Genomic DNA, 21,034 nt, shown 5'->3' on the forward strand with positions numbered 1-21,034 from the left:
AAAGTGTTGATAAGTCCGGCACTAAAATAAAAACTATTCTTTGGGTGGGAAAGTTTCCTTAATTACTGCTGCCATTGCTGTTTTTTCTGACTCACCAAATGTTCCCACTTTGGGTTCTCTTTTATCCATATTTAAATCCAGCTGCCCTTTTATAGTATTAATCTGACCATCGGCATCTGTTGCAGTAATATTGAACGTTTTACAGGTTACGTAAAATTCCCCCTTACTGCTCATGTACAGAACGGTGTCACCACAACTCAGGGTAATAGAATCACCCGCTGCCAGATATAACTCTTTTACCGTCTGAATGGTTTTATTTCCTCCGGCCAGAGAGGTATCGTCATACTGAACTTTATGGTCGCGGACAGCGCCAATAGTGGCTATTTCTGACTGGTCAATGACCTTAACCCGATTATTCCCCACCCAGTGACTTTCATTATTATTAACTTCAATACGCTGATCTTTTTCAGCATGTAGCCAGACCTCTTCACTACCGGGTTTATCTTCAAAACGCAGAGCGTTGGCATTGGTCGGTCCGCCGCCGATAGTGTGGCTGTATATCCCGCTCTGTGTTGCCGCGCCCGGCAGTCCCCACGGCGGCATGGTGTCCTGGTTGTAGGTACGCCCCACGATGATCGGCAGATCCGGATCGCCGTTTTTGAAATCCACCAGCACTTCCTGGCCGATACGCGGGATCTGGATCATCCCGAAGCCTTTGCCCGCCCATGGGTAGCTGACGCGTATCCAGCAGGAGCTGTTTTCATCCATTTTGCCGTAGCGATCCCAGCCAAACTGTACCTTTACCCGCCCGTACTGATCCGTCCAGATTTCCTGGCCCGCCGGGCCGGTGACGATGGCGCTCTGCGGCCCTTTGGTGTGGGGTTTGCTCACCGTCCGCTGCGGGCGGAACACCTCGCGGGTGGGGTGCAGTTCAAAACGGGTGGAAAAGGTAAAGTGCTGGTCCTGCCCGCTGTGCTGCGCGTTGTCCTGCACAAACAGCAAGGTCTGCATCAGCAGGTATTCCTGATTGACTTCGGCAGTGGGATAGTTTTCCAGCGTGAAGGTATAACCGGTCATGAGTGTGCGGATATTCCCTCCCCCCAGCACTCGACTGCCGGGGCTGCGCTGCGCTTCCATACGAATGCGCGTCAGCATCTCGCCTTCACTCTTGTCGAAGTAGTCTCCCGGCCACTCATAATGCTCGTAGGTGGCATGACCGGTTTCACGCGGGTTTGCCACCGTGTTTGCCAGCAATGAACGTGGCTTCGTAAAATCGAAATCATCCAGCACCCACTGGCCAGTCCGCAGACTCTCGTTTGCCGTGATAGTGTGGATAAACTCCTTGTCCAGCTTCAGCCCTTCCTGGTGCCACTCGACCAGCGGCGAGTCCGGACATGCTTTGTGGGCGCTGATGGCATCCGCCAGCACCAGCGTGTGGCTGTCCTCGCTGTGCTCAAACCACCAGTAGATGCCCCACTCCTGCATCAGTCGCTGAAGAAAATCAAAATCAGTTTCACCGTACTGCACCTGCCAGGTACGTACCGGGTAGCTTTCCACCAGCCGCTTTTCCACCGGGTAGGGGTATTCCGCCAGCACCTCATCCAGAATATCCACCACGGTTTTATTCTGGAATGCTTTGTAGTCGCTGGTGTGGGTCAGCAGTTTTACCCACGGCTCCATACGCAGCTCATAGGTAACCGAACGCCCTTCATGGCCCACCACCCGCGCCGCCGTGACCAGCCCGCTGATATGTCGTTTACCGCCACCATCCAGTTCGATGTTGACGCACAGATCTTTGCCCACCATCGGTTTGAGCGGCAGGTTGGCCGCCGGGGAGACATAGCCCAGATTCAGGGTGTCGGGCGTTTTTAGCTGTACCACATAGCTGAACAGTTCACTTAATGTTTCGCCGCCGTCCAGGCTGGCGAACAGTAATGCGCCCGGCGGTACGGCGCTGCCGCTGACCGTCACATTATGCGCCCCCGGCCCGCCTGCAACAGCAGAGACGATGGCCGATACCGCATCCTGCGCCATACCTGCGGCGGCGGCAGCCTGCGCCGCTGCCACCGCGGCTTTCACCAGTCCTGATGGCTCCGGCAATGCGCCAAACAGCGATCCCGCAGCCTGTTCCACGGCGGCTTCCGCCGCATCTGCCACGCTTCCGGCGACTGAATCTGCGGTGACACCGCCACTTTCTCCGGTTATCGGCGGCGTGGTTGTCGTCAGCCCTCCCATACCGGATTTATTATTTGTGGATACAAAACTCATGGTAGTGACTCCTTTAATACCGGATTAAAATAAATAGACTCACCGTCAGGAAACAGTGCCCCGCACTTTATAATGCAACCAGCCTGTTATATTTAAATATTTACCAGAAGAACAGGGTATATTGCTGACAAGAGCCATGAAAATAAAAACACAAAAATTAGCACATAACATAAATACTGAATTACATAAATAAGGAAATGAATATAACAATATTATGATTTTATTTTTATTACGCTTACCAGATTCACATTGCATTTTATAGAAATTTGATTAATAACCAGCACACCGCCAGTCATATACTTTATCATTGGTGCTCATTACTTATCTGGCCACCATTGTAATGATTGTCAACCACAGCACGTCCAGACACGATAATTTCATCCGGTTTTAACGGTATTATTGTTTTGTTCCACCATTCGTTTGCTGACCAGAAACATACTTAACATTAACCGTAAATGTCTTTTCACCATTTTCTTTTTCCGTCTCCTGTTTCAGAATACGGAAAAACACCGGTTCCACTTCAATACAACCATGACTGTAACCTTTGGTGGAATCATGGATATAAAAACCACCCCGCTTGCCCCCACAGGCTTTTCGGGTCTTCTCATCCGCTGATTCCAGCCGGATACGGTTATATCCCCAGTTCGCCCAGTATATCTCACATGTTCCGGCAGCCTGGCCTCGCGGAATGGTACTCCAGCCCCATGATGGTCCCAGATCACAATCCGCAGCATTTCTTATCGGTGCCTCCCCCTGAAACTGAATAAACAATTTATAATTCCCTTCCGGTATCGCCGCATCCGGCACACACTGTTTATCTGGCCACTGTAAATCCGGTAACCCCGTGGTCGCCTTAAATATCCCGATACCAGGCCATGTCAGCTTTTGCCCGTCAAAAGTCAGTCTTACCGCCATCATCTTCTCCCTGACTATTCTGTGTATTACAGCGGTGGTGTACAACGTATCATTAGCGCCAGCTTCTGATCCCGTACAGACTGGTTATCCACCGATAATACAAAGCTGAAAGGATAACGTCCCTGCATCTTCGCCAGTGAAATATTCCCCTCCTGAAGGGAATATGCACTTCCGCGTCCGTAACCCTCAACATCCTGCGCCAGTAAGCTGGTATAGTTGATTAATGTTGAGAAACAGCCACATTCACCGGTACTTTTTTTCAGTGTGACCGTTGTTTTCAGAATGGTAAGGTTATCCATTTCCTGACGATGAACGGGATGGATATCCACACACTCCGCCAGCGGGTTATCAATGTTTACATCTGTTCCGCCCCAGGCAAATACGGGCAGGAACATTCCTGCACAGGCAGACATAAACAGAACCTCTACAGCGTACTTTTTCACAGCATCTGACCTCTATTTTCTTCATCCACCAGCCGCAGCGCATCCACATACCGCCCTTCACTGTTCTGCTGCCAGAACCAGCCTTGCCCCGGTGTTGCCTGCCCCAGCGTCTTACCCGGCCAGCCCGGCCACGGCAGATAACGCACGCCCGGCAGTTCTACTACCGGTGCTTCATCCGGCAGCCCGGTCAGTTCCCGGCTGCGCTGCGATGTTCGTCGTAACCCGCGCAGCCACTGCGCCCACCACGGCCCCGGCTGCCACATCGCCCATAGCTGGTCCACCTGCTCCGTCAGCCGCCCGCGCCGCATCGTGTCCGGCGTGATATGCTGCGCCGCCAGCCTCGCCAGCCAGTACAGCCAGCCCTGCGTCTCCTGCAAACTCTCGTCCAGCCACTCCCGACCGCAGCGCTGGTAAATCACCAGCGGCCACGGGCGTCCCACGCTATCCCGTGACGCCATCAGCACTCCGGTCAGCCAGTCAGTCGTCCCACCCATCGGCAAAAATCCCGGCGACATCACAAAGCTCCACGGCAGCGGATGGTGTTCCGGCGCGGGCATATCATGTTCGCCACGCGGCGACAGGTGCATCCAGTCGTCACGTTCTTCATCGGTCGTCTGGCCTTCCGGCAACACGATATGCCGCCCGCTGCCCACCCATGTCTGGCGGTTCAGCCAGTCCTGCCATATTCGTCCCTCTTCAGCGCCCACCCGCCAGCGCACATAGTCGCGCTGGTCCGGCAGCCTGCCGAACATCGCCGGGGCTGATACTACCGCTGGCCGGCGCATTACAACGCCCTCGCCGGACAACTGAAGTTCTGCAACAGCTCCCGGCTGACCGGGTTAAAATCCCGCCCGGCGGTGATTTCCAGCACCACCCGGCGACCGTCAAAATCATATTCCACCAGTTGACGCCCCCGCACCGCCGTTTCCTGTACCATTCCGGCGTCCAGCAGATGAAACAGCGCCCACGGCCCGCCGGTCAGTAGCGTTGAGGTGTCCTGGCGAATACGCGGGCTGGCGGTGATTTCCGCCATCGAGCCGTTGCGCGGTCCCGGCCACGTCACTTTCAGGGGCCGGTCCGGACCATGGGCGTAGCGCAGCACCTGGCCGTCGATATCAATCACCAGTTCCGTGATGGCCGGGTCCATATCCACCACGCTAATCTGCATCGACCAGGAAAATTTTTTCCCGCCCTCGCTGTTAAAAAATACGCTGCGGATCTGCTTCGCCTGCTGAAACGGCGTTAAATCCGGCCCCTGCAACGTCATGTTGCCTTCGGTCGGTTTGTAGCGCCACGGGTCGCTGGCGGTGTCCGCCAGCGGAGCCAGTTGTTTGCTCCAGAAAGCATCCAGTACGCCGCCGCTGGCGAAGATGCGGTTAAAGTCCTCGGCGCTGACCTCCTGCGGACTGTCGGCGAACGGATAGCGCCCGTCGATGGCGTCACGGCAGTCGTCGCCCATCATCGCCTCCATCTGGGTGTTCAGCACGTCGCCGGTCCCGGCGTTGATTTTGCGCGTTCCCTGCTTCGTCAGATCCAGCAGGATGTTTTTCAGCGGCGCAGGCAGTTTCGCCGCCTCCAGTTGCAACTTGTCTGCGGCAGTAATGCGCGCTGGCAACGTCCCCGCCGCCAGCGCGCTATCAGCAATGGTCAGTTGGGTGTAATACTCGTTGAGCATGGTCAGCAGCGAAGCGATCTGCATCGTCCCACCGCCGCTCTGTCCGCCGTCCGTCCGCCCGGCAATGACCTCGCGCAGCGCGGCGAAACGGTCATCCACCAGCGTTTTTTCCAGCCGTTCTTCCGGGTGAATATCCTGGAACAGTTTTGCCGTCTGTACCACTTTCCCCGCGTTACCGGACGCGCGCTGCGCCAGCTGTTTCTGTCTGGCCTGCGGGTCCGGCGGCGGCACCAGCGTGGTCTGCTCCACCACCGCTTTTCCCAGCCGCATCAGCGGTGAGTCCGGCGACGCCAGGGTGCGCAGCACCTGTAAATCATAGGCCAGGCCGGAACTGCCCTCTTCCCCGGCACTGTTGATACTATGGATACTGTCCAGAAAATCCTGCCAGCGGCGGGCATATTCCGTCAGGTACAAACGGCGGACTTCGCGGGCGACAGACTGCTCCTGCCCCGGTATCTGGCTGCGCAGGCTGTCAGTCAGCTTTTTTGGCGTACTCTCCCGGCCCATCACCCAGCCATCGTTCGCCGTCGCCGCCGCCACAAATTCCGGTAATCGTTTGTCGAACAGCTCCCGGTAACCTTCACGGGTAAAAATACCCGGCACGCCCCGATCCAACGGCGCGCCGTTGCTACGCACAAACACCGTTCCCGCATCCGCGCCGACGGCGCGTACCAGCGTGAACTCCTGCGGCGCTTCGCTCTCCATCGCCGCCAGCGCCCGCGCATAGATACGCTCGGTACTGGTGTGACCGTCGAGGAATGCCCGCGCCTGGCGGATCAGCGCCTCATTTTTCTCATACGGTGAATGCACCACCCGGCTGCCGTCAAACAGCGCTTCGATATGCGTCAGCACGGCGGCGCGCCCGCCAAACCCGGCCACGCTGTCGCTGTTCCCCAGATCGTTAATCACCCACGACTGGATCTCCGCCGCGTTGTATTTATCTTCGTGATCTTTATCCAGATTCAGTAGCAGATAGATGCGCAGGGCATCATACGCAGCTTTACTGTCCTGACGGGCAATGGCGTCCGCCAGCACATACTCCATCCGTTTCACCAGCGGCGGCAGCAGCAGTTGATCCAGCAGGCGGTTGTACAGCGACGCCACGCTGTCGGTTACCGGCGGTACGCTGTACAGGCCGTAGCGCCAGGTCAGCGGCGGCGCGTCCGGGTCCAGTTCCGGCCAGGCGGACAGTTCCCTTGCGCTGTCCAGCAGTGCCGGGACGGGAGCCATCGCCGGTTTACCGGTGTAGGCTTTCACTTCACCGTCCAGCCGGGTCGCGCGGGCGCTGATTTCATTCAGATAGTCGCCGTTGGTCTGCTGGCTGGTCTGCATCCCCTGCCACAACAGGAATGCCAGCACCAGTACCAGCAGGTGCCCGCCGAGGCGCAGCAGGCGGTAACGCCAGGCCCACTGGAGGTTTGGCTCCACCAGGTGCGCTTCACGGAAAATAAACTGTGTCAGCAGATCATGCAGAAAGTAGCTGCGGTTGCCGTCCGGCAGAGCGTGTGGGAGAGAGGCGGAGGATTCGCCACGGGCGGTTTTTATCGCCCGGACAAAGCGCTGCCAGATACTCAACTGGTCGGCCACGGCGTCGGCCTGCGCCTGCGCGGCGCTGGTGAAAAAGACCCCGCGCAGCGTGTTATTCAGTTGCGTGGCATCGAATTTTGAATCGAGGAAGATCTGTTCAATAGCCTCCAGCAACGGCTCGCCGAGGGCGGCGAACTCACGCGGGAAGGTATACAGCCGCTGGCGGCTTTTAAGGTCGTACTCTTCCTGTAACCGGGTATCCAGTCCCTGATCCAACCGCAGCGTCAGGCGCGCCAGCTCCTTCGCGCAGGCGGCGTGCAGCGCCTGCGGGTCGCCCGCTTTTCGCCTGCGGCTGTACGGCAACGTGAAGCCCCAGATTTGTGCGCGAAGATGGCTGGTCAGCGTGCGAAAATACTCGCTGAACCCCGGCAACAAATCCATTTTGGTGACCACCAGATAGACCGGAAAGCGAATCCCCAGGGTCTCGCGCAGTTCTGCCAGTCGCGCCCGCAGAGCGGCGCAGGCCGCCAGGCGTTCCGCCGGTGACTGTGCGGTTAAATCCGCCACGTTTAGCGTCAGGATCACGCCGTTAAGCGGCGCGCCGGGGCGATGTTTACGCAGCAGACCGAGAAAGCCCTGCCACTCTCCGGCGTTACGCTGCGCGGCGCTCGCTTCGCCGCCGTCATCGTGGCGGGCGTAGCGTCCGGCGGTATCAATCAACACCGCTTCGTTGGTAAACCACCAGTCGCAGTGTAGCGTGCCGCCACCCGGTACTGTCAGGATACGCGAGGTCTGCTCCATTTGCTCCGCCAGCGGGAACTGCAATCCGGTGTTCAGCAGGGCCGTGGTTTTGCCGTCGCCGGGACTGCCGACCACCATGAACCACGGCAGCTCATACAGAAAGCGTTTTCCCTCGAAGATTTTACGCCAGCCAGGCATATCCACCCGCAACTGCCGCAGCTGCCGGATGGCCTGCGTGACAATATGGTTGACGGTGCGCAGGTCGGCTTTGATCTCGCCTGCCACCGGTACCTCTTCCCCGCGCGGATGCAGGAAGCGACGCAGCAGTTGTTCATCCATACGCAGCACACGCCACAGCCGGTACAGGCCGTACAGCGCGTACATCAGCAGGATGAAACCAATCAGGGTCAGGCGGACCCACAGCGGCGCAAACGGATGGACATCGCCCAGGGCCAGCAGCGGTGTGACGAAGCCAATCGCCAGGCACAGGACACTGATGCCGATGATACTCATCGACCAGTTGACCAGCCACAGTACCAGCAGCATCAGTAACAGGGCAATGGTCACTACCCGGCTACCCACGGAGGCCAGCGGGCGCAGGGTATCAAATGACACCAGCGGCCCGACAAACCAGACCAGCAGCGCCAGAACCAGAACGCCCACAACTGCCAGCGCGCGCCGGGAAAAAAGCAGACTAAGAAATTTTTGCATTATATTTCGACTCGCCACCCAATAATCAATATTTTAAAATTCCCTGGATAAAGTAATATAACCATTAAATCTTACAGAACACTCATCAGCATTCATGAAGCTGGATGCAATGAAAATATCTTTTTCTTTATCTTTGTTAATATAGGTATATTTTGCCACGATAGATTTAACCTGATTTTCATAGTAACTATCGAAATAGGATTTTTTATCTAATATTGCCACTTTATTTTTGGCCTTATCTTTTTCATAATCCATCCTGGCCAGAGATTCTGCATAGACCTTAGATACAGGCGAGATATCAAGAATCTCTACCCTTGTTTTATCCTTTATAATAGTAGCGACATCTATATTCAGGTCATTTTTTATGGCATCAAATAATGATGACTCCATTGATGCTCCAACCGTAGCACACCCATAATCGTGCGCATAAGAAATGGCAGGAATACCCACCAACAGACAGACCATTATCTTAAACATATCAATCCCTTACCACCAAGACTTTACCACCAATACTTATCTGAACTGGCAGCGATAACATTATCACAGGGTATACCTGTCACATTTCAGGCTACATGTGCGCTGGCTTTCCTCGCTCACCCCAGTCACGAACTAATGTACGTTCCTGGGGATTCACTCCCTTGCCGCCTTGATGCAACTTGAATGATTTTATATATTACAGGGATACTCTATTAATTTATTTATGATAAGTTCAGCCGCGCGAGAATTAAGTTCTTTATGTGTTTTATTTTTAAGAGAAACATAGACTAATTCATTTAATGTTAGCGTCTTAAATAAAGCGTATCCACACCACAGTTTGTTCTCTGTCGCATCCTCCACGCCAAGCAGATAGACACCCGCCCTGAGTTTATCCCGTTGATTACCAGACACCCAAAATTTAAAAAAGTCATTACCTGAAAGATTAAGCGCATCCGGAGTCAGGGATAACACAGGAGATGACCGGGAAGCAATTTTTATGGAGGAGTCTGTCCTCTGACAGGGAAAATTTTTAACTAATGCTTCCTCTATTAGTATTGAAGCCCTTACATCAGGCTTTTTCACTGCGTGCTGTTCAAACCAGGTCAGCACAGTATGGTTTATTGTTATACTGTCAACCTGACCATATCCACACCAGGCTTTACTTTCTGTAGCATCCGCCACCCCCAGCATATACATCAGAGCATTGTCTTTTTTCTGTACGTTGTCAGTGGCATAAAATTTCAGGAAATCCCGAGTACTGAGGTTGACATTATCGGGGGAAATGAATCCTGCGTTAATCAGGGACCCGGCAAAAACGCCACCGGGTAATAAACAACATAAAATGATCAAAAAAACACGGATAGATCGTTTTATGTGATATGTCGCTGAGATCCGATAATAATCCCCCGTCACGCCACATACTGCCGAATGATGAGACACATCATAGGTTGATTTTTTCATCATTCATTCACTCCACTACCAGAATTTCCACCCGACGGTTTTTCGCCCGCCCGGCTTTACTGCCGTTATCCGCCACCGGCACCGTATCGCCCTTGCCGACGATATGTACCCGTCCGGCAGGTACGCCGCCGGAGGTCAGTAACGCCGCAACTTCCGCCGCCCGTTTTTCCGATAGCACCAGGTTGGATGGGAATTCAGCCGAATGAATGGGCTGGCTGTCAGTGTGACCCGTTACAGTGACTGCGCCGCCCACGCGGGCGATTTCCCGCGCCGCTTTGTTAATCACTGGCCGGATTGCGTCACTCACCGTTTTCTGTCCCGGTACAAACATGGCGTCGCCACGGAAGACCACCCTACTGTGCTGGTCATCTTCGTCCACGGTCAGCAGGCCACGGGCGATTTCGTTTGCCAGCAGGATTTTCAGCCGCAGCTTATGAACCGGCACGGGCGGCGGCGGCAGTTTTATACCAATCGCATCAATATGCTGTTGTACGGTGACGGTCTGCACATCCATCCGGTGGCTGTAAAGGCCAAACAGCGTCAGCATCGCCAACAGAGCAATCCCGGCGCTCAGCCAGACCGGCACCCGGCGCATCCGCCGCAGTCGTCCGCTTATCGCCCCCTGAAAGTCAGGCGAGAGCGCGGGCATAACCGGATCGCGACGCTGTGAAAGCTGTGTCAGCAATTGCTGACGAATATTGTCCAGTTGCTTACGCCCGTCTGGCTGCACGCTGTAGCGGCCTTCAAATCCCAACCCCAGCAGGTGGTAGATAACCTCCAGTACGTTGCCATGCTCCTGGAAGCTGGCCGCCAGACGCCCGATGATCTGGAAAAGTTTTATCCCGCCTTCGCTTTCACCATGAAATGTTACCAGCAGGCTTTTTCCGGCCCAGATGCCGCGCCGTCCCCAGGTTGTGTTATTGGCGGCTTCATCAAGCGCCGTACACAGGCAGTAACGTACCGCCAGTACGTGCTCGCGCCGCAGGTTCGCCTGATCGCATAATGTCTGGTACAGATGCATCTCGCGTACCAGCAGATTACGGTAAGGCTCTACCAGGGCCGCATCCAGCTTAGCGGGCATGGCTGCGAGAGCGCACAATAAAGGCCGGGCAGCGGCGAGCAACGGGTTAGCCGCCGCGCTTATTTCAGCCAGCCGAAGTTTGCTGTCCGGACCGTCTTCAACGATGACATTGAGTTCCGTGCGCTGGCTGGTGTGTACCGGCGTTTCATATTCACTGTCCTTATGCTCCGGCGTGGTGGACAAAAAGGACATCATGTCCGCCGCTGGCGGCGTCAGGGTACTGTCTGTCATTTATCGCGCACTCCCCACAGTTCTGTCTCCAGCCCCGGAAATTCCCCGGCGGTATGCATGGCCATCCCGCCGTAACGGGCAATATGTTCCCACAATGCTCCCTCGCGGCGGATGTCGTAATAGATGTATCCGGCCTGAAACGGGATTTGGCGCGGTGGTACAGGCAGAACCTGCAAAGCCAGCCCCGGCAGATGCGAGCGGATCAGTTCCGGCAGGCGATCGGATGGCCCGATTTTGGTCTGGGCGGCAAAATGTTGCAGTAGCACATCGGTCGGCATTGAAGCCTTTATCGCCAGTACCAGCGTGCTGAAATCGGCAAGATCGGAAGGAGCCACCACCGCATTCAGGATGCCGTAAGTCCCCTCTTTCAGTTCGATGCGCTGCGCGCCCCGGATCAGTACCGCATTCAGCAGGAACTGCACCTCATCAACCAGCGATTTCAGTCCGGCATAGGGCGTCAGGTGTTTGTACTCTTTGTATTCAGCGGGCCGTCGCGTTTGTGGACGCACATAGGTGGAGAGTTCCCCGGCCAGTTCGGATAGGTAGCGATACAACACTTCCGGGGCCAGCGGGGTTTTCGCCAGGTGAGTCAGCAGCGGCTCAAAGCGATTGAGAATTTGCAGCAGCAGGTAATCGGAGACCTCCGCTGCTTCATGGCCGTGGTTGTCGCTGCCTGTCAGCCGTTCCGCCAGCGAATCGGCCCGCATTCGGATGAGATCGTTGATCCACGACAGCCAGGTACACATCAGTGAACTGGCCTGATAATTAATGATGGGCGGGATCAGGTCGTGGTCGATATCTATCCGCCCGTCAGGGTTTAGCCCGGTGATGCGGGTCAGCGGCAGGCCAATCCAGGCGCCCGTCACCGCTTTTTCCGGCAGCAGCCGCAGGCGCAGGTGACTGAGCTGTAATAACTGCGCGCCACGTCCCAGCGAGTTGGCGTCGCGGATGTCGTGTTCATGTACCGAGAAACGCGCCAGTGATTCCGGGTTATTGTCAAACGTGGTTTCTTCGCTGTTCGGCGCGCGTACCGGTACCGCCAGACAAATCTGCTGGTTCAGGTGCTCCGGCAGGATGGTCAGCGGCGGCGGCAGCGGGGTGTGGTCCGGTGCGTTAAACGGCGTGCCGTCAGGGAAAATCCCTGATGCCTCTTTCAGTATCAGTTTACCGATGTTCAGCGCTTCGCCATCAATATTGTAGTGGCTGAATCCCCAGAAAAAGGGGGTCAGCGGCAGGCTGCGGTAATGCATGACGTGTTCCAGATAACGCTCTTGCTGCTGAAACATCTGCGGCAGTAAAAATTGTCCTTCACTCCAGACTACGCGGTCATTCCAGCTCATAATTCATTTATCCCGTTCCGTAATTACAATGGCGCTTTGTTCCAGTTCCGCCTCCAACTGCACTTTTCCTTTCCCCGGTATGAAGCTGCTGTACCAGGCTTTTTCCGGGGCTTCCGGGATTTTGTAGGTTACCCGCCAGACCGATTTGGCCAGGTTACGGTATCCGGCCAGTACGCCGATTGCCGTGGTCTGCGCATTCAGCGGGCGACGCAGTTTTTTCTCTTCGCCGGGACGCAAAATAAAGCTGTCGCGACGCACTAAATCGTCGGTAAGGACGGATTTGTCGTTGTCATGGAGCGACCAGTAATCAGCTGTCGTGAAAGCGGCGTCATTTTTTAGTTCATAAACACGAATCTCAATGGGCGCGGCCTTCTTCTGATTGTCAGGATTCACCTTATCGGAGGCTTTCACGCTCAGGTCGAGTCGCTGTGATTCGAGGTCAGGTAACGCATCGCTACTGCCGCATCCGGAAAGCAGGAGCAGTACAAAAGGCATAGCTACCGCACATAACCGCCGAGTGGGGTTACGCCATTTATTCACTGTAAATTCCTTTAAAATCAAAACAATAAATCCGGCCAGATATAAATCTGGCCGGAAAAACAGCCGTTAAATTTCTTTGTTGGCCTTGAAGTCGTAGCCTGCGGTGATGGTGCCGCCGCTGCCGCCCTGCTGGTTCTGCACCACGTATTCCTGCTTCACGGTGCTGAAGGAGAGTTCAATTGATTCGCGAGACGCAATTTCCCCTCCCTGGCTTCCGCTGGGCGATACCATTGCAATAATCAGATCTGTGAAAGTGTACTTGAGGTACTCCAGCGGATTGCCGCCAGCCTTACGCATAACCAGAATGGCCTGCGGAATGTGCTTACCGGAAGAGCAGTATTTGAACAGGTTCGGGCTGGCGCGATCGATGTAATGTTCAAATGAAAGATTAGTGACGGAGACCTTACCGGAACCGAGACCGCTACCGGCGTGCATGGTGGATTCCTGATGAATATTCCAGCGCCAGCTCAGTACTTCAATTTCATTTTTGTGTTTGTCATCCATTGACTCGCCGTCAATGCCGTCAATTTTCAGAAAAATGTCATAAGACATATCTACTATCCTTTTAACTACCTAAATTAAGCCCTGATTTATCTGCTTTATTAGGTGAACAGATTAACTATTCCTGTACAGCTCTTTCTTACCCATAAATTCATCAGAGCAAGAGAACGTATGCTTTTAATATCTTTGAATTTTACTTCTCGACACGCCTTTTAATTAATTCATTTAATTCCCTGTCATGGATAAAATCTATGCACTTCATGGTATTAAAATCTGATGATATCGAACCGTTATATTTCAACCCTGAATATTTTTTCGCAATCTCATCAATTTCATGGTAAATCTCCACAGATTGTTTACCATATTCAAGGTAAGCACTGGCCGTAGCTCTGGCATCGTTTTTAACGACATCATCTTTGTATACTAATGCCAGACAATGACTCAGCGCCCAATTTTTTAAGAGTTCCGACTGTGAATATTGTGTGGTCAATGCTTCTTGTGCAAAGGATGGCTGCCATACCAGCATTCCACTTATGCTGAAAGTAACTAATATTAACCATTTCACGGCAGTATCCACAGAGTCCCAACTTCAGGAACAAATGGTCCATTATCTGGGTCATTTAATAAGTGGCACTGATCTGAACAGATACTGCCATTCCATAATGTAACGTGTCCTCTGGCATTGCTCCAGCCATGCCCTTTTACTACGATAATTCCTTTCTTCCCGATAAAGTCACTCTGTTTCGGATTATTAACAATAAGATCAGGCTTGCCCATAGTATGAGTAAGATAATCAATCATATCATTCACGCGATAAATATAGAATTTATTATCGGCACCACTAACCTTTGCATACGGAGAGTTACGGGCTATTGGGAACCCTGTCGCATTCAAAACATAGCTCATTCGAATAGGGCAGGCATTTTGAAAATAACCACCAGTTATATTTTTCCCAACGTTTCCACCAATAATGCTACCCACATCAGCGACGGAATGATTCACCTTCCTAAAAGCTAACCACGCTTCATTGAATGAAGGTCTGTTCATTTTGCTTAACCTCTAAAAATTCTGTGTAGGTCATTAATTCTCAACACGTATCTTCATGGACGCCGCTTTCTTCTGATTGTCAGAATTCACCTTGTAAAACGCTTTCACGCTCAGGCCAGGCCGCTGCGATTAGGGGTCAGGTAGCGAATCGCTACTGCCGCATCCGGAAAGCAGGAGCAGTGCAAAAGGCATAGCTACCGCACATAACCACCCAGTGGGGTTACGCCATTTATTCACTGTAAATTCCTTTAAAATCAAAACAATAAAACCAGCCAGACATAACATCTGGCCGGAAAAACAGCCGTTAAATTTCTTTGTTGGCCTTGAAGTCGTAGCCTGCGGTGATGGTGCCGCCGCTGCCGCCCTGCTGGTTCTGCACCACGTATTCCTGCTTCACGGTGCTGAAGGAGAGCTCCACCGTTTCACGGGAGGCGATTTCACCATCGTGGCTGCCGCTCGGGGAAACCACGGCGACAATCAGGTCGGTGAAGGTATACTTGAGGTACTCCAGCGGATTGCCGCCAGCCTTACGCATAACCAGAATGGCCTGCGGAATGTGCTTGCCGGAGGCGCAGTATTTGAACAGGTTCGGGCTGGCGCGATCGATATAGTGATCAAAATCCAGGTTGGTGACGGAGACCTTACCGGAGCCGAGGCCGCTACCGGCGTGCATGGTGGATTCCTGATGAATATTCCAGCGCCAGCTCAGTACTTCAATTTCATTTTTGTGTTTGTCATCCATTGACTCGCCATCAATGCCGTCAATTTTTAAAAAAATGTCATAAGCCATTTTTATATCCTTATTAAGTTTTACTTAAAATAAACCTGATTTTATCTATATCTTTTTGTTTATAGATAAATCATTGCCGTACAGAATCCTTCTCCAATAACTTCAGGAGAACAGAAGACTGTATATTTTTCCGGTACCGATAATGTATTTAGTTATTTTATGAATTTGCATTATTTAATGCATATGAATAATGCTTCATAACTTCCGATAATAAAAACCATAACCTGTACTGAAATTTTCACGTCTCAAATCGCTAATTACAGATAAAAGATATAGACTGGTCTTCTGGCGATCCCTCAAAATTATGAGTCTTACAGCGAGTAGAAGAAGCAGGTATTGGTTGCGTCAACCATATCTGTTCATGACCATAAATACACGAAACCCAATAGCGATCGGTTTCTTTATCGCTAACACGTTCTGTTTCCCATACAGACCAATTTTCACCGTTTACTTTTTTAGTCTCTGGTTTGAGATCCATCAGGTTTTCAGGTTTACCCTGCGTTACCCCAATACTACTTAACCATAAACGCGACATATATCGGGGAGAAAGCTGCCACGGCGCTGGGACATCAGACTTCAGGCTCACAGCAGAAGACTGAGTATCAATAACAGCCGGACAACTGACTTCCCAGGCTACAGCATATTGTGAAAAGAGCAGAACAATACCAGGTAACAGATGAAAAGTTGGGCTTATGGTCATAATATGTATTTCCTACTCAATGATATAAAAAGCTTCGGCATTGTTACTGGCATTCGGATATGTGTCATCATTACGTACCCCACCTTTACGAGAAAGTGAGCGGGACGAAATTCTTTTCTTCATATCCCTCTTTATATTCTCTATCTTCTCTGTCTTCACTCGCTTAAACATTCATAAAATATATATCAGGCATTGCCCTGCTTCACTGACGGCAGTTTTGTCACCAGGCGCAGCGATCCCGTCAGCCCTTCAAGCTGGAAATGCGGACGCAGGAAGAATTTCGCGTCGTAATAACCTGGATTGCCTTCCACCTCTTCCACCACTACCTCTGCGGCAGCCAGCGGACGACGGGCTTTGGTTTCTTGCGAGGAGTTCACCGGATCGGCGTCGACATAATTCATAATCCATTCATTTAGCCAGCGCTGCATATCCTCACGCTCTTTAAAGGAACCGATTTTGTCGCGGACGATACATTTGAGGAAGTGAGCGAAGCGCGAGCAGGCGAACAGGTACGGCAGACGGGCGGACAGGTTGGCGTTGGCCGTCGCGTCCGGATCGTAGTATTCCTGTGGTTTTTGCAGCGATTGTGCGCCGATAAAGGCGGCATAGTCTGAGTTTTTACGGTGGATCAACGGGATAAAACCGTTTTTCGCCAGTTCAGCCTCGCGGCGGTCAGAGATGGCGATTTCGGTCGGGCATTTCATGTCCACGCCGCCATCGTCAGTCGGGAAGGTATGGCAGGGAAGATTTTCCACCGCACCGCCTGATTCCACACCGCGAATCAACGTACACCAGCCGTAGTGTTTGAAGGAACGGTTGATGTTTACGCCCATCGCGTAGGCCGCGTTGCTCCAGACGTATTTGGTATGGTCAGAACCATCCGCATCTTCTTCAAAATCAAACTCGTCCACCGGGTTGGTTTTTGCGCCATACGGCAGGCGGGCAAGAAAACGCGGCATCGTCAGGCCAATATAACGGGAGTCTTCGCTGGCCCGCAGGGAGTTCCACGGCGCATATTCCAGGTTCTGAGTGACGATTTTAGTCAGGTCGCGAGGATTCGCCAGCTCCTGCCAGGAGTCCATTTGCAGTACCGAGGGGGAAGCCCCGGCAATAAACGGCGCATGGGCCGACGCGGCGACTTTGGCGATAGAGCCAAGCAGATCCACATCGGGCGGTGTATGGTCGAAGTAGTAATCCGCAATGATACAGCCATAAGGTTCGCCGCCTAACTGGCCGTATTCGGCTTCATACAGTTTCTTGAACATCGGGCTTTGATCCCAGGCGATGCCCTTGTAACGCTTCATGTTGCGCCGCAATTCATCTTTTGACAGATTCATGAAGCGGATTTTCAGCTTTTCGTCGGTCTCGGTGTTGTAAACCAGATGCTCCATACCGCGCCACGAGGATTCCAGCTTCTGCCAGTCGGGATGTTGCAGAATCAGTTTGATCTGTTCGGTCAGTTTAAAGTCGATCTGCGCAATAATAGCGCTGATGCTTTTATAGGCGTCATCGCTGACGGTGATCGTGTTCGCCAGCGCCTGTTGCGCCAGCGTCTGCACCGCGGCTTCCACGGCTTTTGCCGCCTGGGTAGTCTTGGGTCGGAAGGCCTGATTCAGCAACGCATCAAATTCACCGGATGCGGAGACGGTATCCTGAGCAACCGCGTCGGTTGCCTGCATATTACTGTTTGCCATGAAAATTCCTTAAAAATTCGACGTTATTCCGCTGATTCATTATCCGCTGACACACCTTGCTGGGTAGCGGCCGGTTTCGGCGCATTCGCCAGCGTTTTCAGCAGAGTCGGGTCCTGCAACAGTTTATTGACCAGATTTTCCGCCCCGGCCTTGCCATCCATGTAGGTCTGGAGGTTCGCCAGTTGAGTGCGGGCTTCCAGTAACTGGTTCAGGGCGTCCACCTTGCGGGCAATCTGTGCCGGCGAAAAGTCGTCCATATTTTCCAGCGTGATATCGACCATCAACTGACCTTCACCCGTCAGCGTATTCGGCACAGCGAACGCCACGCGCGGCGCAATGGCTTTCATGCGCTCATTGAAGTTATCAATATCAATATCGAGGAATTTGCGATCCGTCACCGGCGGCAGTTCTTCACGCGGTTTCCCGGCCAGATCGGCCAGCACCGCCATCACGAACGGCAGCTCGATTTTTTTCTCAGAGCCGTAAATCTCTACGTCATATTCAATCTGCACGCGCGGCGCGCGGTTGCGCGCGATGAATTTCTGCGCGCTATTGTTGATAGCCATAATCCTTCATTTCCTTTTTAGTCAACTGGTTGCCGCAAGGGGAGCGGTATACCGGTACAGTTTTTAAAATCGCACTACGGACACTTCGAACGGCCGGTTTCAGCAAACGATCTCAAAAACAATCTGCTCATCACCATTAACGCCGATATCAATTTGCCTGATAGCGGCTTTTTCCGTCATGGCCTGCAACCAGTAGCGCGACAGTTGCGGCAGAATGTGCTGTTCGATGTAGCCAATCAGCAACCGCGCGCCCGTTTCATGCATTGGACAGCACGCCACAATATGTGCGACCAGTTCCTCGCTATACGTCAGCGTCACGCCGTGCTGCTCACCCATCCGCGCCACCAGCCGGTCAAGGTGCAAACGGGCAATCACGCCACGCGACGTTTCGTCCAGCGGCAGGTAAGGGATCACCGTCACGCGGCCCAGAAATGCCGCCGGGAAATGCTTGCGCAATTCCGGCATTAGCGCCTCTTTAAGCCCCGTAGCATCGGGCATTAAGGCCGGATCTTCACACATCTGGCTGATGAGGTCGGAACCCACGTTGGTGGTGAGTAATAGCGTGGTGTTTTTGAAATCGACATGTGTTCCCTCACCGTCCTCCATCCCGCCCTTGTCAAACACCTGATAGAAGAGTTCGTGGACGTCATGGTGCGCTTTTTCGATCTCGTCGAGCAGCACTACGCTCCAGGGGTGGCGACGCACCGCTTCCGTCAGCACACCACCCTCGCCATAGCCCACATAGCCGGGGGGCGCGCCTTTCAGCGTGGAAACGGTGTGAGCCTCCTGGAACTCGCTCATATTGATGGTAATCAGGTTCTGCTCACCGCCGTAGATAGCCTCCGCCAGCGCCAGCGCGGTTTCGGTTTTACCGACACCGGACGGCCCGGCCAGCATAAACACTCCCACCGGTTTGCGTGGATCGCCCAGTCCCGCCCTGGCGGTCTGAATACGTTCACCAATCTGCGCCAGCGCGCCGTCTTGCCCGGTAACGCGTTGCGCCAGTCGGGCAGGCAGTTCCAGCACCTGGCTGGCCTCATCTTTCACCATGCGCCCGGCAGGAATACCGGTCCAGTCGGCGACAATCGCCGCGACCACCGCCGCGCTGACTTCCGGGAACACCACCGGCGCGTCACCCTGCCACTCCCTTAGCGCCGTTTCGGCCTGTTGCAGCGTGGTTTTGTCATCAGCATCTGACTCTACGAGACGCAGTTCCTGCAACGTATGTACCAGTTCCATCTCCCGCTGCCAGCGGGATTCGGATGCAGTCAGTTCATCGTTGAGCGAGAAAATTCGCGCCGTCAGCGCATCGCGCCGCTCATCTGACTGAATCCCCATTTTTTCCTGCTTCTGCAACAGCGACCGTTCCATTTCCGCCGCTTTTAGCTGCTGGCGCAGGAACTGTACGCTGGCAGGCGGCGTGTGCAGCGTCAGCGCCACGCGGGCCGCGGCGGTATCCAGCAGGCTGATGGCCTTATCCGGCAACTGCCGGGCGGGAATGTAGCGGTGAGAAAGCTGTACCGCCGCACGTACCGCCTCATCCAGAATCAGAACGTTATGGTGTTTTTCCAGCGTATCCACCAGACCACGCACCATTTCCATTGCGGGGATCTCTTCCGGTTCGGCAATCTGCAACACCTGAAAACGACGGGTCAGCGCCGGATCTTTCTCAATATGGCGCTTGTATTCGCTCCAGGTGGTGGCGCCGATAGTCCGCAGGGTGCCGCGCGCCAGCGCCGGTTTCAGCAGGTTAGCGGCATCGCCCGTGCCGGATGCGCCGCCCGCGCCCACCAGAGTGTGAACTTCATCGACAAACAGAATAACCGGCTGCGGCGAGCGCCCGGCCTCTTCCAGTAACCCTTTCAGACGCGATTCAAACTCGCCTTTCATGCTGGCTCCGGCCAACAGAGCGCCAACGTCCAGCGCCAGCAGCCGTACTTCCCGCAGCGCGGGCGGCACTTCCCCCTGCGCAATCGCGAGGGCAAAACCTTCGACGACCGCCGTCTTTCCGACGCCCGCCTCACCAGTCAGTAGTGGATTATTCTGGCGACGGCGCAGCAGAATATCCGTCATGGTGCGGATTTCATGCTCACGCCCCGTCACCGGGTCGATTTTGCCGTCGCGCGCCTGTGCCGTCATGTCCTGACAGTATTTTGCCAGCGCGGATTTACCGTCCTGCCCGCCGTTGGGAATCGCCTGACTGCTTTCACCGGGAATGGCTGATGCCAGGCCGGAGCCGTCGTAAGGGCGCTCCTGCGCTTCCGGCGATGTTTCGATCAACGAGGGCAGTATTTCAGTCAGTTCATCAACCGGAAGCGTGGCCAGCGGCGCGCAGATACTGCTCAGTACCCGACGCAGTTCTGGCGTGGTCAACAAGGCCAGCAGCAACCAGCCGCTGCGAATTTTGTTATCGCCGTAACGGACGCTCGCCAGCATCCAGGCCTTTTCAACGCTGAGATCGATATGGTGAGAAAAATCACTAATGGCGCTGGCCCCGGCGGGCAGCATATCCAGTTGCCGGAGTAACGCTTTCTCCACATCAGAAAGAGGGATCTGGTAATGCCGAAGAACGTGGAGAATATCGTTATCGGGCTGCTGTGTTAACTGGTGCAGCCAGTGAGTCAGCTCAACCCAGGGATTAGAGCGTAGTTTGCAAAATGCCGTTGCCGATTCCAGCGATCGGAATAGTGGGCCGGCCAGTTTTCCATACAACGCACTGCGTGAAACAGGAGTTTCCATGTGTTATGCCTTGTGACATAAAAATTCATAAAAATAATGCATCAATGCATATAAATATATAAACAATTCTTTATTGATAGCCTCGAAA

19 protein-coding genes and 1 pseudogene are annotated in these 21,034 nt (G+C 53.7%); all 20 read right to left on the reverse strand.

The annotated features are described in order from the left end of the window. Positions 1-33: 33 nt before the first annotated feature. The gene (locus tag NA330_RS12710) at positions 34-2,268 is read right to left on the reverse strand and encodes a type VI secretion system Vgr family protein (RefSeq protein ID WP_000011526.1); all 2,235 of its coding nucleotides are present in this window, start codon (positions 2,266-2,268) and stop codon (positions 34-36) included. Between the two features lie 396 nt (positions 2,269-2,664). Further along, positions 2,665-3,186, reverse strand: a complete 522-nt coding sequence (locus NA330_RS12715; protein WP_000968384.1) for a DUF2778 domain-containing protein — start codon at positions 3,184-3,186, stop codon at positions 2,665-2,667. A 23-nt stretch (positions 3,187-3,209) separates the two neighbouring features. Then, complete coding sequence (locus NA330_RS12720; protein ID WP_001596567.1) at positions 3,210-3,626, reverse strand: DUF2195 family protein; 417 nt, start codon at positions 3,624-3,626, stop codon at positions 3,210-3,212. Further along, positions 3,623-4,411, reverse strand: a complete 789-nt coding sequence (locus NA330_RS12725; RefSeq protein ID WP_023242256.1) for a TagF domain-containing protein — start codon at positions 4,409-4,411, stop codon at positions 3,623-3,625. Before NA330_RS12725 ends, NA330_RS12720 begins: the two co-directional genes overlap by 4 nt. Continuing rightward, positions 4,411-8,280, reverse strand: a complete 3,870-nt coding sequence (gene icmF, locus NA330_RS12730; RefSeq protein WP_023242257.1) for a Type VI secretion protein IcmF — start codon at positions 8,278-8,280, stop codon at positions 4,411-4,413. The genes NA330_RS12725 and icmF overlap by 1 nt, the downstream gene beginning before the upstream one ends. 33 nt (positions 8,281-8,313) lie before the next feature. After that, positions 8,314-8,745 carry a Shiga-like toxin A subunit SciR gene (sciR, locus tag NA330_RS12735; RefSeq protein WP_077943770.1) on the reverse strand — a complete coding sequence of 144 codons (432 nt, stop codon included), beginning with the start codon at positions 8,743-8,745 and terminating at the stop codon, positions 8,314-8,316. A gap of 201 nt (positions 8,746-8,946) precedes the next feature. Continuing rightward, positions 8,947-9,720 (reverse strand): Rap1a/Tai family immunity protein, encoded by a 774-nt coding sequence (locus tag NA330_RS12740; RefSeq protein ID WP_023242260.1) that lies wholly within the window; start codon positions 9,718-9,720, stop codon positions 8,947-8,949. 4 nt (positions 9,721-9,724) lie between these two features. Beyond that, a complete protein-coding gene (gene tssL / locus NA330_RS12745; RefSeq protein ID WP_000132479.1) occupies positions 9,725-11,029 on the reverse strand; it encodes a type VI secretion system protein TssL, long form in 1,305 nt (434 codons plus the stop codon). Continuing rightward, positions 11,026-12,369 (reverse strand): type VI secretion system baseplate subunit TssK, encoded by a 1,344-nt coding sequence (gene tssK / locus NA330_RS12750; protein ID WP_000118732.1) that lies wholly within the window; start codon positions 12,367-12,369, stop codon positions 11,026-11,028. Before tssK ends, tssL begins: the two co-directional genes overlap by 4 nt. A 3-nt stretch (positions 12,370-12,372) precedes the next feature. Continuing rightward, the gene (gene tssJ, locus NA330_RS12755) at positions 12,373-12,909 is read right to left on the reverse strand and encodes a type VI secretion system lipoprotein TssJ (protein WP_020898423.1); all 537 of its coding nucleotides are present in this window, start codon (positions 12,907-12,909) and stop codon (positions 12,373-12,375) included. A 66-nt stretch (positions 12,910-12,975) separates the two neighbouring features. Then, on the reverse strand, positions 12,976-13,461 hold the full coding sequence (locus NA330_RS12760) for an Hcp family type VI secretion system effector (protein ID WP_000119443.1): 486 nt from the start codon (positions 13,459-13,461) through the stop codon (positions 12,976-12,978). Positions 13,462-13,603: 142 nt separating this feature from the next. Then, positions 13,604-13,987 (reverse strand): type VI secretion system amidase immunity protein Tai4, encoded by a 384-nt coding sequence (locus NA330_RS12765; protein WP_000379146.1) that lies wholly within the window; start codon positions 13,985-13,987, stop codon positions 13,604-13,606. Further along, positions 13,972-14,457 (reverse strand): type VI secretion system amidase effector protein Tae4, encoded by a 486-nt coding sequence (locus NA330_RS12770; protein ID WP_001081550.1) that lies wholly within the window; start codon positions 14,455-14,457, stop codon positions 13,972-13,974. Before NA330_RS12770 ends, NA330_RS12765 begins: the two co-directional genes overlap by 16 nt. A 42-nt stretch (positions 14,458-14,499) precedes the next feature. Then, positions 14,500-14,694: pseudogene (locus NA330_RS12775) on the reverse strand (type VI secretion system lipoprotein TssJ); the annotation flags it as partial. A gap of 67 nt (positions 14,695-14,761) precedes the next feature. Then, complete coding sequence (locus tag NA330_RS12780) at positions 14,762-15,247, reverse strand: Hcp family type VI secretion system effector (RefSeq protein WP_000312802.1); 486 nt, start codon at positions 15,245-15,247, stop codon at positions 14,762-14,764. A 253-nt stretch (positions 15,248-15,500) separates the two neighbouring features. Beyond that, positions 15,501-15,947 (reverse strand): STY0301 family protein, encoded by a 447-nt coding sequence (locus tag NA330_RS12785; RefSeq protein ID WP_001804665.1) that lies wholly within the window; start codon positions 15,945-15,947, stop codon positions 15,501-15,503. A 12-nt stretch (positions 15,948-15,959) separates the two neighbouring features. Then, positions 15,960-16,118 carry a BPSL0067 family protein gene (locus tag NA330_RS12790; protein ID WP_001804664.1) on the reverse strand — a complete coding sequence of 53 codons (159 nt, stop codon included), beginning with the start codon at positions 16,116-16,118 and terminating at the stop codon, positions 15,960-15,962. 14 nt (positions 16,119-16,132) lie between these two features. Then, positions 16,133-17,641: a type VI secretion system contractile sheath large subunit gene (tssC, locus tag NA330_RS12795; RefSeq protein WP_000013884.1), complete on the reverse strand. Its 1,509-nt coding sequence runs from the start codon at positions 17,639-17,641 to the stop codon at positions 16,133-16,135. A 23-nt stretch (positions 17,642-17,664) separates the two neighbouring features. Continuing rightward, positions 17,665-18,207, reverse strand: a complete 543-nt coding sequence (gene tssB / locus NA330_RS12800) for a type VI secretion system contractile sheath small subunit (protein ID WP_000996815.1) — start codon at positions 18,205-18,207, stop codon at positions 17,665-17,667. Between the two features lie 99 nt (positions 18,208-18,306). Continuing rightward, the gene (gene tssH / locus NA330_RS12805; protein ID WP_023242262.1) at positions 18,307-20,946 is read right to left on the reverse strand and encodes a type VI secretion system ATPase TssH; all 2,640 of its coding nucleotides are present in this window, start codon (positions 20,944-20,946) and stop codon (positions 18,307-18,309) included. Positions 20,947-21,034: the final 88 nt, after the last annotated feature.

Origin of the sequence: Salmonella sp. NW722 (assembly GCF_051702785.1) — a bacterium.
Classification (GTDB): Bacteria; Pseudomonadota; Gammaproteobacteria; order Enterobacterales; family Enterobacteriaceae; genus Salmonella; species Salmonella enterica.

Bases quoted from the DNA above. Each gene is read 5' to 3' on its own strand.
- NA330_RS12710 (WP_000011526.1), bottom strand. From the start codon at position 2,268: ATGAGTTTTGTATCCACAAATAATAAATCCGGTATGGGAGGGCTGACG.
- NA330_RS12715 (WP_000968384.1), bottom strand. From the start codon at position 3,186: ATGATGGCGGTAAGACTGACTTTTGACGGGCAAAAGCTGACATGGCCT.
- NA330_RS12725 (WP_023242256.1), bottom strand. From the start codon at position 4,411: ATGCGCCGGCCAGCGGTAGTATCAGCCCCGGCGATGTTCGGCAGGCTG.
- icmF (WP_023242257.1), bottom strand. From the start codon at position 8,280: ATGCAAAAATTTCTTAGTCTGCTTTTTTCCCGGCGCGCGCTGGCAGTT.
- sciR (WP_077943770.1), bottom strand. From the start codon at position 8,745: ATGGTCTGTCTGTTGGTGGGTATTCCTGCCATTTCTTATGCGCACGAT.
- NA330_RS12740 (WP_023242260.1), bottom strand. From the start codon at position 9,720: ATGATGAAAAAATCAACCTATGATGTGTCTCATCATTCGGCAGTATGT.
- tssL (WP_000132479.1), bottom strand. From the start codon at position 11,029: ATGACAGACAGTACCCTGACGCCGCCAGCGGCGGACATGATGTCCTTT.
- tssK (WP_000118732.1), bottom strand. From the start codon at position 12,369: ATGAGCTGGAATGACCGCGTAGTCTGGAGTGAAGGACAATTTTTACTG.
- NA330_RS12760 (WP_000119443.1), bottom strand. From the start codon at position 13,461: ATGTCTTATGACATTTTTCTGAAAATTGACGGCATTGACGGCGAGTCA.
- NA330_RS12770 (WP_001081550.1), bottom strand. From the start codon at position 14,457: ATGAACAGACCTTCATTCAATGAAGCGTGGTTAGCTTTTAGGAAGGTG.
- NA330_RS12780 (WP_000312802.1), bottom strand. From the start codon at position 15,247: ATGGCTTATGACATTTTTTTAAAAATTGACGGCATTGATGGCGAGTCA.
- NA330_RS12785 (WP_001804665.1), bottom strand. From the start codon at position 15,947: ATGACCATAAGCCCAACTTTTCATCTGTTACCTGGTATTGTTCTGCTC.
- NA330_RS12790 (WP_001804664.1), bottom strand. From the start codon at position 16,118: ATGTTTAAGCGAGTGAAGACAGAGAAGATAGAGAATATAAAGAGGGAT.
- tssC (WP_000013884.1), bottom strand. From the start codon at position 17,641: ATGGCAAACAGTAATATGCAGGCAACCGACGCGGTTGCTCAGGATACC.
- tssB (WP_000996815.1), bottom strand. From the start codon at position 18,207: ATGGCTATCAACAATAGCGCGCAGAAATTCATCGCGCGCAACCGCGCG.
- tssH (WP_023242262.1), bottom strand. From the start codon at position 20,946: ATGGAAACTCCTGTTTCACGCAGTGCGTTGTATGGAAAACTGGCCGGC.